A 14,842-nucleotide genomic window follows, 5' to 3' on the forward strand; every position below is an offset into this window, starting at 1 on the left:
GGAACTAACGCTTCTAACCGCGCAACCCTGCCTAAAGCGCGTCGCTAATGCTTCAGGATCTGGCTGAGGAACAGCTTCGTCCGAGCATGCCGCGGGCGGGCGAAAAACTCGTCTGGCGTGCCCTCTTCGACGATCTGTCCGGCGTCCATGAAGATGACACGGTCGGCCACGGCGCGGGCAAAGCCCATTTCATGCGTCACGCACACCATGGTCATGCCGTCGCGGGCCAGTCCGGTCATCGTCTCCAGCACCTCCGAGACCATTTCCGGGTCAAGAGCTGAGGTCGGCTCGTCGAACAGCATGACATCGGGTTTCATGCACAGGCTGCGGGCGATCGCCACGCGCTGCTGCTGGCCGCCGGAAAGCTGGACCGGGAACTTGTTCGCCTGCTCGGGAATGCGGACCCGTTCCAGGAACTGGAGAGCGGTCTTGCGCGCCTCCGCGGCGGACACCCCCTTGACCCACATCGGTCCGGCCATGCAGTTCATCAGCACCGTCATATGCGGGAACAGGTTGAAGTGCTGGAAGACCATGCCGACGTTGGAGCGCACGGCAGCGACGTTGTTCATCTTGCCATGCAGGGCAATACCGTTGATGACGATGTCGCCTTCCTGATGCGCTTCAAGGCGGTTGAAGCAGCGGATCAATGTCGACTTGCCCGAGCCGGACGGCCCGCAGATGACGATGCGCTCGCCCTTGTGCACAGTGAGGTTGATGTCCTTCAGCGCGTGGAACTGGCCGTACCATTTTGAAACGGCCTTAGCTTCAATGATGGCTTGAACACTCATCGCACCTTGCTCCTGGCATAGTGCCGTTCGATGCGGGACTGGATCAGCTCGAGGCAGATCGACAGCACCCAGTAGATCATGGCGGCCGAGATCAGCATTTCCATGTGCTGGAAGGTCTTCTGACCGAGCGTGCGCGCGAGGAACATCAGCTCCCACACGCCGATGACGGAGACCAGTGAGGAATCCTTCAGCATCGAGATGAACTGGTTGCCGGTCGGCGGAATGATGACCGGCAATGCCTGCGGCAGGATGATGCGGCGCATGGTCAAGGCGAAGCCGAATCCCATCGAGCGCGAAGCCTCCCACTGGCCGCGATCGATGCTCTGGATGCCGGAGCGAAAAATCTCGGTCATGTAGGCGCCGTAGCAGAGCGACAGCGCCAGGATGCCAGCGGGCACGGCATTGATGACGAAGCCGAGCTGCGGCAGCCCGAGATAGATCAGATAGACTTGCATCAGCAGCGGCAGGCCGCGAAAGAAGGAGGTGTAGAAGCTGGCGATCGCGTAGGCGAAACCGTTGCTGGAGAGCTTGGCGACCGCGCCCGCCACCGCGATGACCGAAGCGATGACGATGGAGATCGCCGAGACGTAGAACGTGGTTACCACGCCCTGGCTGATCAGGAACGGAAGCTTCTCGCGGATGAAAGGCAGGCTGAGGTGAAACGTCTCGAAGAAGGCGATGAACAGGAGCAGCAGTTCGAGCCATACGATGCCGATCTGCAACTTAAGCGGCGCGAAACCGATCAGCACGACGTTCAGTGTGAAAATCACCGCAATCGCAAAGCCGATGGCGAAGCGTCCGTAAAGGCCGCTCGTCGAGGGCTCGCCGATCACCGGACGCATCAGTTCGGCGAAGCCGGTGCCAGACAGGTTGAAGGCCATGAACACCAGCAGGACGACGCCGAACATTGTCGCCACGAACCAGGGCTTGTGAACGAGGACTTCGGCCTCGACGGTATCCGGGTAGAGCATATTTGAGCACCGGCGGTTCGGCGGCCCGCCAATGGCAGGCCGCCCTTGGAGGGACTAGTTCGTCTTCGAATAATCCTGGCCGTACCATTTCTCCGAAAGCTTGCTCAGCGTGCCGTCCGCCTTCATCGCCTTCACGGCGTCGGCGATCTTGGCCGACAGTTCCGGATCGCCATGCTCGATGGCGATCGCCAGCGGCTCGTAGAACACCGGCTCGCCGACCTGCTTGATCGGATAGCCGGCCTTCACCGCATCGAGGATCGACGGAAGCGAGGAAACCACCGCGTCCAGCCGCACGCCGTCGCCGAGGCGCAGGTCGTCGAAGGCGGTGGTCGAGTTCTCGTAGGAATGCACTTCCTTCGGGTTGAGCTTGTACTCGAATGGCGGCGCGCCGGCGGCGTCGAGCGTCAGTTCCTTCTTGGCATAGGCTTCGAAGGTGGAGGTGCTGGTGGCGCCAACCACCTTGCCGTCGAGGTCGGCAAGCGTCTTGGCCTTGCTGTCCTTGTGCACGGCGACCGCCGCCGGCGTGTAGTAGTATACTGCCGGGAAATCGAAGATCTCGGCGCGCTTCTTGGTCGGCGTCATTGAACCGACATGCATGTCCCAGCGCCCCGCCCAGTTGCCTGCCGTGATGATGTCCCAGCCGGGTGTGACGAACTCGACTTTGACGCCGAGATGCTTGCCGATCTCCTTGGCGACGTCGACGTCGAAACCGTCGAGCTCATTGTTGGCATTCATGAAGGATTGCGGCGCCCAATTAGCGTCTGTCGCAACCTTGAGCGTGCCGGCTGAAGTCACGCGGTCGAGCACAGCCCCGGCGTGGGCGGGATATGCGCCAAGCGCAAGCGCCACAGCGGCCATCGTCAGCTGTCGTCTGTTCCAGAATGTCATGTCTCTATTCCCCTGTTGTTGTTCAGTTCCATGCGGTCACGATCTTTCTGTCTGGTCATGACCCGCAATTTCGTGCTGGCCGGGCCGGCGTGCTCCCCCAAAAAGCATGCGGATTTAGCGACGGGCTGGCCGCTCCAGTCTTCCGATGCCGCGGAGGATGTTTGCCGTTCCCCTTCCCCCGATCACAGGGAAAGCCGGCGCTGTCAGCCATGAGAGGCAACTCCCTTCGTCCGACCGGCGCCCGACAGGAAGTCGCCCATCACGGCGGCAACTTGGGCCGGTGCCTCGATCAGGATCGAATGGCGAAGCCCGGGCAGGATGGCGAGCTCGGAACCCTGCACCTGTTCGTGCATCAGCCGCGCCATGCGCGGGCTGGAGCCCTGGTCGTCCTCGCCGGTCACGATCAGCGTCGGGCAGGTGATGCGATCGAGGATGCCGCCGAAATCGGTTTCGGCCAGAACCCGGTAGGCGGCGGCATAACAGTCACGGTCGTTCTCGGCGTCGCGCCCGCGCAGCTCGGCGATGATCTCCGGGTTCCGGTCCTGGAAATCCTCCGTCAGCCAGCGCGACAGCGAGGCGGCGTGATGCGCCGAGGCGTCGCTCGCCATCAGCGCCGCCAGCCGGCCGCGCACCGCCTGCCGCTCCTCGGGCGTACGGCCGGCGACGGTCGACAAAAGCACCAGTTTTTCCAGCCGCTCGGCATGCGTCAGCGCAAGCCGCTGCGCGATAAGGCCACCCAGCGAAAACCCGGCCAGATTGAAAGTCGAAAACCCCAGATGATCGGCCAGCGCCAGCGTCTCGCCGACGAAATCGTCGATCTCGTAGCGGCCCTTGACCCGGCTGGAGCGGCCATGGCCGCGCAGGTCGAAGGTGAGCACCGCGAAGTGGTTCTTCAACCGGTCGGCCACGCCATTCCAGGCTTCGAGATAGGAACCGACGCCGTGGATGCAGACCAGCGGCACGCCGCCCTCGCCCTCGAGACGCCAGTTGAGCAGCACGCCTTCGACGTCGAGCTGGCCCGAGCGCGCCATGGTCACGCCCTCGCTGCCTGGCGCGCCTTGTCGCGCTCGCGCGCGGCAAAGATCGGCATCACCTCGTCGACCCACAGCTTGATCGTCTTCTTCTGCAGTTCGAACGGCAGGTTGAACGTGAGGCCGAGGCAATATTGATCGACGCCCGCCGCCTCATAGTCGAGCAGTTTCTCGATCACCTCGTCCGGCGTGCCGAACATGAGGTTGCGACGGATGTTTTCGGGATTGTAGTTGTCCTTACCCTTGACGCTCTCGTAGGGCACCGCTTCGGGGAAGCCGTTGTTCACAGTGCCTATGTTCTGGAACAAGTTCTCGAAGGCGCGGCCGTAGTCGATGGCATGCCCAACCGCCACCTCCCAATCCTGTTCCCGTTCGTAGACGCAGGTCCGGCGCTGCATCATCAGGCGCGGACGTGGCACCTCCGGATGATCGGCGACGGCCTTGCGGAATTTCTCGCCGAGCACAGCGATCTCGGCCGCCGGCGCCGACAAGGGCGTCGACAGGATCGAGGCGCCGATGCCGACCGCCCAATCGAATGTGCCGGGATCGCGCGCCGCGACCCAGACCGGCGGATGCGGCCTCTGCAGCGGCTTCGGCACACCGGCGGCTAAAGGAAACTTCCAATAGTGCCCGTCATGGGCATAATCCTCGGCCCACAGTTTCTTCACGGCCGGAACCAGTTCCTTCAGATAGGCGACGCCTTCCTGCTGCGGCATGCCGCCTGCCATGCGGTCGAACTCATACTGGTAGGAACCGCGCGCGATGCCGAACTCCAGCCGCCCGCCGGTCAGGTGGTCGCAAAGCGCGGCCTCGCCCGCCAGCCGGATCGGGCTCCAATAGGGCGCGACCAGCGTCGAGGTGCCGAGCCTTATCTGCTCGGTGTGCTGAGCCAGCCAGGTGAGCGTCATCAGCGGATTGGGCGAGATCGTGCATTCGATCGTGTGGTGCTCCGCTGTCCATAGCGTCTCGAAGCCGCCCTCGTCGGCCATGCGCGCGAGTTCCAGCAGATTGCTCTTCACCCTTTCCATCGGGATGTCGGGCGAGAAGCGCTCCATGGTCAGCGATACGGCGAATTTCATGTCGGTCTCCCGGTCGTTGCGTCGGGTTATGGTCAGCGAAGGCGGATGACGAACGGGTCCTGCATGGCGCCCGAATAGTCGATGACGACGTTCTTCAAGCGCGAGAACTCCTCCATGGCGTCGAAGCCGCCGCGCCGCCCGTAGCCGCTCTCCTTGAAGCCGCCATTGGCGGACATGAAGGAGGACGCGCGATAGGTGTTGATCCAGACCGTGCCGGCCTCGACATTCCTGGCGAAGCGCAGGGCGCGGTTGATATCGCGTGTCCAAATGCCGGAGGCGAGCCCATAGCGTGTGTCGTTGGCGAGCCGGATCATCTCGTCTTCCGACGAGAACGGAATGACGCCGACGACGGGACCGAACAGCTCCTCCTGCATGAACTCCATGCCGTTGTCGGCATCGGTCATGACGGTCGGTTCGAAATACCAGCCGCCCGCGAGCTCGTCCGCCTGCGGCCGCTTGCCGCCGGCCGCGATCCGGGCGCCCTGGCGCACGCCCGAGGCGACATAGGTTTCCACCTTGGCAAGCTGCGCCGACAGCGCCAGCGGGCCGATGTCGGTGTCCTCCTGCATCGGCAACCCGACCCGAACGCGACGGGTGCGCTCGACCAGCGCCTCGACGAAGCGGTCATAGGCGCTCGCCTCGACAAAGCAACGCGAGCCGGCGACGCAGGTCTGGCCCGCGGCCGCGAAGACACCGGACACGACGCCGTTGACGGCATGCTCGATATCGACGTCGCCGAAGACGACATGGGGTGACTTGCCGCCGAGCTCCATCGAACAGGGGATGAGGTTCTCCGCCGCGTTGGCGGCAATCCGGCGCCCGGTTCCGGTCGAGCCGGTGAAGACGAATTTGGCGATGCCTGGATGCCGGGTCAGCGCGTCGCCCGCCACGGCGCCGGTGCCGGTCACCACGTTGACGACGCCGGCGGGAAACCCGGCCTCCATGATCAACTCGGCCAGGGCGAGCGTCGAAGCCGAGGCGTGCTCGGACGGCTTGACGACCACCGTGTTGCCGAGCGCCAGGCATGGCGCCAGCGTGCCGGTGAGCAGCATCAGCGGCGAATTCCACGGCGTGATCATGCCGACAACGCCGATCGGCTCGCGCAGATTGAAATTCAGCATGTCGAGCTTGTTGACGGGAATGGTGTCGCCGAGCAGCTTGTCGGCCATGCCGGCGAAATAGGTGTAGCTGTCGGGCATGGCGCGCATCTGTGCCCGCATTTCCTTGAGCAGCTTGCCATTGTCGCGCGTCTCGATCAGCGCGAGCTCGTCGGCGTGCTCCAGCACCAGCTCCGCCAGCCGGCGGACGAGCTTGCCGCGGTCGGTCTGGGTCATGCGCCGCCAGGCCGGATTGACGAACGCGGCTCGAGCTGCCTCGACGGCCGCCCCAACATCCTCGGCGTCGGCCTCGGCAAACTGGTACCAGGGCTTGCCGGTAGTCGGGTCGAAGCTGTCGATATATTGCCCCTGCTTCGGCGCTACGAACGCGCCGTCGATGAACAGGTCCTGGCGTGAGCCTTCGAGCGATCCGACCGTCGTTTTCATGCTGTCAGTCCTGCGTGGATCATCATTCGGACGCGGCCTGCGTCCACGATTGCGACTGGCCGTCGATCATGGCGACGCGGCCGCCGTCGCCGGTGTCCATGTAGATGCCGAAGCGCTTGTCCTGGCGCTCGCGCGCATAGCGGCGCAGCATGGCGCGCAGCTCGTGCGTGGTGATCTTTTCGTAGGGCAGCGCATCGACGGCAAAGAAGGCGTGACCGTCCGGCAGTGCGGCTTCAGTGCTCTCACGGTTGAGCTCGGCGCGGTAGATCAGGTAGCCGGGATCGCTATCGGCGACGTCGAACACCGAATAGAGGAAGGTGTTTTCAGGAACGAGGCTCAACGCCTCGCCTCCATCGAGGACGAGCCGGCTGTCGGCCTTGCGGCGCTGCGCGGTCGGCAGCACCCAGCCGCCCTTGCCGTCGCCGCGCAGAAGGATGCGGTTCCCCGCTTCGACCAGATAGCCGATGATCATGTCCTGCGAGGCCAGCCAACCGGCCGGCAGCGGATCCTTCACGCTGGCGTAGCGGCCGCGGCAGAAGCCGAGCGGCGCCGACGGGCTGGTTCCGAAGGCCTGGACCCGGCCGATCAGGATGATGTGATCGCCGGCCTCGATGCGGTTGTGAACGGTGCAGTCGAACCAAGTCAGGCTGTCGGTGAGGACCGGCGCGCCGGTGTGCGCGCGGTCATGTTTGACCGACTGGAATTTGTCGGCCGACTTCGAGGCGAACGCCGACGAGACATCCACCTGCCCCTCATGCAGGAAATTGACCGCGAAGGACTGAGTTTCGTTGAAGGCCGGAAAGCTCGCCGCCGACTTGCCGACGCAGACCAGGAGCAGCGGCGGGTCGAGCGAAACTGAGGTGAAGGAATTGGCGGTCATGCCACGCGGATTGCCGTCGCGATCGCGCGTGGTGATGACGGTAACCCCGGTGACGAAGGTGCCGAAGGCACGACGCAAAGCGATCGGGTCGATCGTCCTTTGTGCCACCGCGTCCGCCATTGCTTCCTCCATTGTGCGGGATGGAAGCTAGGCAGGTGCCGGCACCGGTTCTTCCTCCGATCTGTAGGAAAGACTTCGCGACAGGCTGCTGCCATCCCGAGCAAGCACGAGCGCGACGAGCCCGTGCCCGGCGCGGATGCGATGTGGCGGCAGCGATCTTGAGATGGAGTGGTTTAATGCATGTCGCCCAGAAGTGTGCAGCGGTTCTGGGACAACGACATGCATCAAAACAAAGACTTAAAGCGCGTCGCCTGAATCCGGTTCAGCGCGACGCGCTTTAGCGGGCTGCCGGCACGCGGCTGTCGATGATGCCGCTGAGGCGGATTGCCAGCTCGACCGCGAAGCGTTGTTCGGGCGTGTCGAGCTTGATCCCGAACAGCTCCTCCATGCGTGACAGGCGATAGCGCAAGGTGGTGACATGCAGCCCGATGGCGTCGGCGCAGGCCTGGCTGCGGCAGCCTTCGCGCAGATAGGCGAACAGGGTGTCCAGATAGGGCGTGCCGTGCTCGCGGTCATGCGCGATCAGCGCGCCGACGCTTTTGTCGACGAAGTTGCGCACGTCGGGCACGTCGGCGGCGGCGACCAGCATCGGCAGCGGACCGAAGTCCTGGCCGGCGAAGACGCCGGTGCGTCCGAAGGAACGGCCGATGCGGATCATGCGGCGGCAACGGTCCCACGCGGTCGGATAATCGGCCAGCGAGGTGCACACTTCAGAACCCAGGATCGCCGGCTCACGCTCGAAATAGCGGCCAAGCTCTGAGGCTATTTTGTTGAGCAACTTCCCCACGCGTATGCCGTCCTGCCCGATATCGTCTGCGACGAGACAGACAAGGCCGCCTTCAACGGCGATAACGGTGCCGGCCACGCCTGTCTGTTCCAGCAGCCGGACCAGGGCATGATGCGGATCGGCGCCGCTGCCGTCCTTCGCCGCATCGGCGTAGTCGACGACGATCAGCCTTTGCGGCGCCGTCAGGTCGACGCCCAAGCGGCGGGCGCGGTTGACGATATCGGCCTCATCGCGCCAGCGGCGCTCCACGACCTCCAGGAAAAGCTCGGTCAGCGACCTGGTCTCGAAGCGGAAGCGGACGAAGCTGCGCATCATCTGCACGCTGAGCGCGAATTTGGCGCTGTCCAGCAGCATCTGGTCGAGTTGGCCGGACTGCTGCGGCGTCGGAAAAATCATCAGCGCGCCAACCACTTCGTCATCGATGGTAAGCGGCTCGATACGCACCGAAAGCCTGAGCCGGTGCTTGCCGTCGTCGACGAACAGCGTCTCGTTCTGGCGCGCTTCGGGCGCACCGCGCGCGACCTTGACGATCTGCCGGTTGAGCGGACCGGCCACGGCCTGCTGCCAGGACGCTGCATCGAAGTGCGCTTCGCTCGGCGAGCGACCGGCGACGATCAGATTGGCGTGGAAATCGATGACCACGACCGGATTGGGTAAGAGCTCGCCGACCTTGTCGGCGAGCGCGGCAACTGCCCCTTCCGACAGCGCCTGCTGCAAAAGCGTGGTGTGCGCCAGCAGGGCACGCTGCAGTCGCTCGCCGGCCTGCTTCTCCTGACGCAGGCGATGCTGCTTCTCCACCGCGATCTCGCCGAGATGCACGATCATGCCGATGAAGGCGATATCCTCGGCGCTCACCTCGGTGATTTCGCGCGAGACCACCGTCAGCACCATCGGCCGGCCGTCCTCGTCGACGCAGTTCATCGGCATGACGAGAACGCTGCGATAGTCGCGCTCGAACGCCTCGCGGCGATAGCCGGGAAACTCCTCGGATACACGCGCGTCCCTGATATAGACGGGCTCGTTGCGATTGAGCGCGACGATCGACGGACTGGTCGCAAGTTCCCAGCGGTCCGGCAATGTACGTTGAATGAGCGTCGGGTCGTGGCGCACGATGACATAGGCGTGGCCATGCGGTGCATCGATGCTCATGATCGAGCCCAGGGTCCATTTGGCATGACGGCAGGCTGCCAGCACGAGGTCGCGCAGCACGGACTGGAGATCGCCACCCGAATTGATAAGGCTGGCGGCGTCCCGCAAAGAGAGAATTTGCGACTCGTGGTCCACGCCCGGTCTTCCGCCTCGCGAAGAGCTAAATTAAGCCCTCGCGGATATACGAACGCTACACCGCTTCCAAGCGGGGTGCACGCCGATTCTTCCTACGAACCGGAGGAATACCAGTCCCTTGGGCCTTACTAGGCTGGACTTCCACCAACGGGGCCCAAAATCATGGAATTGCGAAAAGTCTGCACCTTCATCGAGGAAGTGCGCATCGAAGGCGGCAAGGCGGGTGCCAGGCCGGTAACATCGATCGTCGTTGCCGCCGTCCTGCGCAATCCATGGGCCGGGCGCGGCTTCGTCGAGAATTTACGGCCGGAGATCGTGGCCATCGCACCTCGGCTGGGGCATGAGCTTACGCACCGCCTACTCGGCCTTATGCCGGCAGAGCGTATCGAGAGCTATGGCAAGGCCGCGGCCGTTGGGGTGGCAGGCGAGATCGAGCACGCCTCGGCCATGATCCACACGCTGCGCTTCGGCAATGTCTTCCGCGACGCGGTCGGCGGCACGACCTATCTCGAATTCTGCAACACGCGCAACGCGCCGGGCGCCCTGCTGTCGCTGCCGATGATGCACAAGAGCGAGAACGGCCGCCGCTCGCATTTCATCACCGCCAATTTCCAGATAGCCGACGGCCCGGCCGCCGACGAGATCGTCGTGGCCATCGGCGCCGCCGACGGCGGCCGCGTCCACCCGCGGATTGCCGACCGTTTTCAGGACATGAAAGAGATGGAGCAGGAGACCGCTGGATAACGTTGTACGCGACACGTTCGCTTTGTTGTTGATGATGTCCGCTTCAGGAACATGCAAGCCGGCTTCAACGGCCGAGATTGAGGCGCAGAGAAGCCATGTCCGATCTGGTGGAACCGAATGCTGTCGAAGTCATGAAGCGTGATCTCATGCCGCTTTGCCGTCTGATCACGCCGAATCTCATTGAACTGGCGGTGCTGGCCGGCTCGGAATTGGCCGTCAACGACGAAGAAGTGCTGCGGCAGGGAAGGCGATTGCTTGCGGCCGGGCCGCGGCCCTGCTCATCAAGGGCGGACATGCGGCGGGGGCAACATCAACAGACATGCTGTTGACATCCGACGGGGAACCGGTTCGTTTCGACATGCTCCGGCTTGCCGGTTCGATGCGCGGGACGGGCTGCATGCTGGCCAGCGCGATCGCCGCGCATCAGGCCAAGGCGAAGTCGATTGAAAGCAGCGTGCGAGACAGCAAACGATTTGTGTTCGAGCAGTTCTTGAAGAGCTCAATCGAATAACTTGCGGCTGCCGGACTATTCATAGCGCGCGTCCTCGGCGACATGCACTATTGCGGGGTTCCCGCGTTCTTTTGCCGGCGAGATCTGACCGCCTCCAGCAGTTCGCGTTCGCTGGTGTGAGCATTTCGATAAATTGCCACAACCATCACCGCCAGAATTTCGGCGTCCGGGTCCAAGGGATCGAGCCGTTCATCCGCGCAAACCTGATTGAAGACGCGTTCGCAAACAGCCAGATCGAGAGGGCTAAGACAGGTGCGATTGAAACGCTGACGCAGCATTTGAGCGAACCTTTCAGGGTCCGCCGTCCGTGCTTTGCGGCGGGCTTGTATCACTGAAGCTCGAGCGATGGTATTGCTCGCAATCTTATTGCCGTACTAATCAATACATCACGACTATGGTATTAGTATTCCTAGAATCTGGGCGCACTCGCGAGATCTGTATTGCCCGGATGTCATCAGTTGGTAATAGTCTTGCCGCTTGTTTTCCGGTACGTGAAAACCCCGCCGGAAATCCGCCGCCTCTTTTGGGGTTCTGGTGCAGCCGAGTTTGCTGGCGCTGACTTTCAAACTCGCCAGCGAGCATCCGAGCTTTGCCGCAATATCTTTCAAGGGTTCGTTGTTAAAGTACCCATCGAGAATGATCTTCCGGCGAGCTTCTCCTTTCAGCTTTGCGTTCATTTCGTGGTCTCCTCAACTACGCTTTCACGGTGCCAGATTCTATACGCACGAGGTTGAAGAGTGTCGTTAGCTCCGCATCCAGAAACTTATCTCGGAATGCATTTCTTACTGCCACCCAGCATGGGACAGCTTCTGTGGACTCCAGCCCCACCGGTCTTGCCAGATGCCTGGCGCACACCACATGATTGAGGATGGGCGCGGGCATACCGGATTCGGATATGGCACCCTGCGATGGACGCTAAGAAACAGGACGAGGCGCGTGCGCGGCAGTCGCCGGAACGTGATCGACGTCGTTGGCCGCGCGAAGCTCAACCTGACGAAGCAGACCGTGAGGTTGCAACCTCACTTCCGCCGGCGCTCAAACCCTTGGCGTTTTCAACGCGCGAACTGGCGCCGCCGGATCAGTTCGCCGCCTGGCAGGCACTCATGGCACCGCTTGTCGAGGTCAAGTTGGCGGATGACAAATCGCGCGAAGATGGCTTTCCCGCTGACCATGTGACCTGGAACCTCGGTGGCATGCTGATTGTCCAACAGCGCGCGCCGGCGCATAGCTATCTGCGTTCTTCCGCAAAGCTTCGGTCCAGCTCGATCGATCACTGGTATATCGCCTTGCTACGGAATGGCCGGTCGTGGACGGAGGTCGATCGCCGCGTTGCGGAAAACCAGCCGGGCAAATTGGAGATCAGATCGCTTGGCTACCCGTTTCGCGGCAGGACAACGGAATCCGAAAGCCTGTTTGTCTATTTGCCGCGTGATCTGTTCGCCCAGGCGACGGCGACCCTGGACGCAAAGAACAATTCAATTCTGTCCGGCAACTTTGCCAACCTCTTGCTCGACTACGTCAACAGCATCGAAGCCAGGCTGAGCAGTCTCACGGCTGATGATCTGCCTCGTATCGTGCACGCAACACGCAGCATGATCACTGCCTGCCTCTCGCCCCAGGCGGACCAATCGGCAGCCACCGAACAATTGGCGAGCGTCGCGCTGATGGAGCGAGCGCGCCGATACGTCCACAACAATCTGGATGCGGCTCATCTGACCCCGGATTCGATGTGCCGGGCGCTCGGCGTATCGCGCTCTCGTCTCTATCAGTTGTTCGAACCGAGCGGTGGTGTTCTCCACTACATACAAAGTCGCCGACTTCTGGCCGCCCATGTTGCGCTTAGCGATTCGGCGGACAGCCGGCGCATTGCCGATATTGCGGAAGCCGTGGGGTTTAGTTCGGGGGCCAATTTCAGCCGGGCATTCAGCAAGGAATTCGGTTACAGCCCGCGCGAGGTCCGAAGTTCCACGGGGTTGCCCCACCCCACCTCCTCTGTCTCGCCTGTCGAACATGAGAAGGCCCCATCCTTTGAAGGTTGGCTAAAGGCGCTCGGCAGTTGATTCGGGATTGGGCGATGGCTGGGATGGCGCGCTCGAAACAGGCTTGCCGGCGCGCGCAGGCAGTCCCGCCTTACGAATCACAATATTTTGAATCACGTCCGACGTGCGCTCTTTAGAATGGCCAAATTTGCGGCAATTCCGGTTGTCAACGAACTGTGACTATTAACCATTGTCGATAATACAACGCCAATCACTGCGGAGCTTACATCGTAACTGCGTCGCGCATGCCGCTTGTTGAGAACGCGCGTTGAAAGTTTGCCAAGTTCGACAGTCATGCTATTTCTAGACTGGGGGACGCACATTGACACCGCCTATGGAGGTGACACTTGCATCCAAAGGCGTCAGGCGCCGGCAAGGAGAGTAAGGGGGCACCCGCTAGCGCCCCACGTGCCGACGAATCGCTTCTCGCCGACCTCTTGTCGAACACCGCCGATCTCGTATCGTTCTATGACCGCGACTTCCGCCTGACGCACTACGCAGCCAGTCTCAAAGACATCTGCGGAGGCGCAGTGACGCCGGGTGCCGCCATTTGGGAGGTCTACCCTGGCTTCCTCGATGCGAGGTGTCGCGACGAATTTCTTCGTGTGTTCCAGGGCGGCTCTCCGGCAAACATTGAATTGCCGCGATCGTCAGGCGAGGCTCCCCGGTCCGTTTTCGTCTTCGGCTCTGCAAATGGTGTAGGCATCATCGAATCGCGGCAGCATGGCAGGCGGAGTGCGGCGGAGGAGCAGGAACATGTAATTCTGCTCCATCAGGCGACGCACGACGTGCTGACCGGGCTGGAGAACAGGCGGCGTTTCGGCGAGCGGCTGCAGCAGGCGCTGACCGCCGTCGGCGGATCAAAGCCGAAAGCTGCCCTGCTGCAAATCGACCTCGACGACTTCAAGGCGGTCAACGACACGCTCGGCCATGGAGCGGGCGACACGCTCCTTCAACTCGCAGCAGGCCGAATCCGCGACGCGCTGCGGGACGGCGAATCGGCGTATCGGTATGCCGGCGATGAGTTCGCTGTCATCCAATTGGGAAAGGCGCAGCCCGAGGAAGCAGAGCGCCTCGCCGGATCGCTGGTGGATGCGTTCAAGGAGCCGTTCGTCATCAACGGCATTCCCGTCTTCGTCGGCTCGAGCATCGGAATTGCGTTCGGGCCGGAGCACGGGACCGATGGCGAACAGCTGATGAAAGCCGCCGACATTGCTCTTTACGCAGCCAAGACGGATGGGCGCGGTTGCGCTCGAACGTTCAACCGTTCGATGCTGCTCTTGCTCGAGCAACGCGAGAATCTGCGGCGCAGCCTTCGAACGGCGCTGGAACGGGACGAGCTCTACCTTGAATATCAGCCGCTCATTCGGCCGCCTTCGTTGGTGATCGGTTTTGAAGCGCTGCTGCGGTGGCGGCACCCCGAGGTCGGGATCATTCGGCCCGGCGTGTTCATACCGATCGCCGAAGCCGACGGGCTGATGGACGAGATTGGACGATGGGTGATTGAGGAAGCCTGTCGCCAGGCGTTGACGTGGCCTTCCTCGCTTACGGTCGCGGTTAACCTGTCGCCGGCTCAGTTCCTTAGCGGTTCGCTGACCGACACTGTCGCTCAGATCATCGACGCCGTTGGAATCCGGGCCGAGCGGCTTGAGCTTGAGATAACCGAAACGGTGCTTCTCGAGAAGACGGTCGACAATATCGATACGTTGAATACGCTGAATGTGCTGGGAATACGAATTTCGCTAGACGATTTCGGCACCTACTATTCGTCGCTGAGCTACCTTAAGAACTTTCCCTTCGACACCTTGAAGATCGATCAGTACTTCATCGCGGACTTGGAGACGGATCTCAAAAGCCAGACGATCGTGCGATCGATCATAAATCTGGCGCACGGCCTGGGAATAAGCGTCACCGCCGAGGGGGTGGAGACGTCAGGCCAGGCGCGGTGGCTGATCAACGAGAATTGCGATTGCCTGCAAGGCAATTTCCTGGGACTGCCGCTCGGAGCCGAGCCAACCAGGGATTTCATCAGGCGGTCGCCGCGGAAGGTGCTGCGGGCAATGGAGGAATCAAATCGGGCGCTATAGCGCCTTGCACCCTTTGTTAACGATGAAGTCGAGATTTGTAGAAACGTTCGAGGTAGATACCGCGCAATTCTAACGTCAGTGCGAGACTG

Annotated in this window: 13 protein-coding genes and 1 pseudogene; 4 read left to right on the forward strand and 10 right to left on the reverse strand. The window is 62.2% G+C overall.

Features of this window, described 5'->3' with window-relative positions; all coding sequences use genetic code 11:
- Window positions 1-44: 44 nt before the first annotated feature.
- The 8 genes from WDX12_RS00650 to WDX12_RS00685 form a co-directional block, all read right to left on the reverse strand.
- Window positions 45-788, reverse strand: a complete 744-nt coding sequence (locus WDX12_RS00650; protein ID WP_320293701.1) for an amino acid ABC transporter ATP-binding protein — start codon at window positions 786-788, stop codon at window positions 45-47.
- Entirely contained in the window at window positions 785-1,759 is a 975-nt protein-coding gene (locus tag WDX12_RS00655) for an amino acid ABC transporter permease (protein ID WP_434723592.1), read from the reverse strand. Before WDX12_RS00655 ends, WDX12_RS00650 begins: the two co-directional genes overlap by 4 nt.
- A 54-nt stretch (window positions 1,760-1,813) precedes the next feature.
- The gene (locus tag WDX12_RS00660; protein ID WP_434723593.1) at window positions 1,814-2,647 is read right to left on the reverse strand and encodes a transporter substrate-binding domain-containing protein; all 834 of its coding nucleotides are present in this window, start codon (window positions 2,645-2,647) and stop codon (window positions 1,814-1,816) included.
- 203 nt (window positions 2,648-2,850) lie between these two features.
- Window positions 2,851-3,678, reverse strand: coding sequence for an alpha/beta fold hydrolase (locus WDX12_RS00665; protein ID WP_320293779.1), 828 nt, complete (start codon window positions 3,676-3,678; stop codon window positions 2,851-2,853).
- 2 nt (window positions 3,679-3,680) lie between these two features.
- Complete coding sequence (locus tag WDX12_RS00670) at window positions 3,681-4,757, reverse strand: LLM class flavin-dependent oxidoreductase (RefSeq protein WP_320293698.1); 1,077 nt, start codon at window positions 4,755-4,757, stop codon at window positions 3,681-3,683.
- A 32-nt stretch (window positions 4,758-4,789) separates the two neighbouring features.
- On the reverse strand, window positions 4,790-6,301 hold the full coding sequence (locus WDX12_RS00675) for an aldehyde dehydrogenase (RefSeq protein WP_320293697.1): 1,512 nt from the start codon (window positions 6,299-6,301) through the stop codon (window positions 4,790-4,792).
- 22 nt (window positions 6,302-6,323) lie between these two features.
- Window positions 6,324-7,301, reverse strand: a complete 978-nt coding sequence (locus tag WDX12_RS00680; protein ID WP_320293696.1) for a flavin reductase family protein — start codon at window positions 7,299-7,301, stop codon at window positions 6,324-6,326.
- A 277-nt stretch (window positions 7,302-7,578) separates the two neighbouring features.
- Window positions 7,579-9,372, reverse strand: coding sequence for a helix-turn-helix domain-containing protein (locus WDX12_RS00685; protein ID WP_320293695.1), 1,794 nt, complete (start codon window positions 9,370-9,372; stop codon window positions 7,579-7,581).
- A 162-nt stretch (window positions 9,373-9,534) separates the two neighbouring features.
- On the opposite strand from WDX12_RS00685, the gene WDX12_RS00690 reads away from it, so the two are divergent.
- Window positions 9,535-10,116: an amino acid synthesis family protein gene (locus tag WDX12_RS00690; RefSeq protein ID WP_320293694.1), complete on the forward strand. Its 582-nt coding sequence runs from the start codon at window positions 9,535-9,537 to the stop codon at window positions 10,114-10,116.
- Window positions 10,117-10,262: 146 nt separating this feature from the next.
- Window positions 10,263-10,627 (forward strand): annotated as a pseudogene (locus WDX12_RS00695) (bifunctional hydroxymethylpyrimidine kinase/phosphomethylpyrimidine kinase).
- Window positions 10,628-10,674: 47 nt separating this feature from the next.
- On the opposite strand, the gene WDX12_RS00700 reads toward WDX12_RS00695, so the two are convergent.
- Together WDX12_RS00700 and WDX12_RS00705 are read right to left on the reverse strand one after the other, a co-directional pair.
- Window positions 10,675-10,905 (reverse strand): hypothetical protein, encoded by a 231-nt coding sequence (locus WDX12_RS00700; RefSeq protein WP_320293692.1) that lies wholly within the window; start codon window positions 10,903-10,905, stop codon window positions 10,675-10,677.
- A 114-nt stretch (window positions 10,906-11,019) separates the two neighbouring features.
- Window positions 11,020-11,304: a hypothetical protein gene (locus WDX12_RS00705; protein WP_320293691.1), complete on the reverse strand. Its 285-nt coding sequence runs from the start codon at window positions 11,302-11,304 to the stop codon at window positions 11,020-11,022.
- Between the two features lie 231 nt (window positions 11,305-11,535).
- On the opposite strand from WDX12_RS00705, the gene WDX12_RS00710 reads away from it, so the two are divergent.
- Window positions 11,536-12,687 carry a helix-turn-helix domain-containing protein gene (locus WDX12_RS00710; protein ID WP_434723594.1) on the forward strand — a complete coding sequence of 384 codons (1,152 nt, stop codon included), beginning with the start codon at window positions 11,536-11,538 and terminating at the stop codon, window positions 12,685-12,687.
- A 416-nt stretch (window positions 12,688-13,103) separates the two neighbouring features.
- Window positions 13,104-14,753, forward strand: coding sequence for a putative bifunctional diguanylate cyclase/phosphodiesterase (locus WDX12_RS00715; protein ID WP_320293689.1), 1,650 nt, complete (start codon window positions 13,104-13,106; stop codon window positions 14,751-14,753).
- Window positions 14,754-14,842: the final 89 nt, after the last annotated feature.

Origin of the sequence: Mesorhizobium sp. RIZ17, from assembly GCF_051127865.1 — a bacterium.
Classification (GTDB): domain Bacteria; phylum Pseudomonadota; class Alphaproteobacteria; order Rhizobiales; family Rhizobiaceae; genus Mesorhizobium; species Mesorhizobium humile.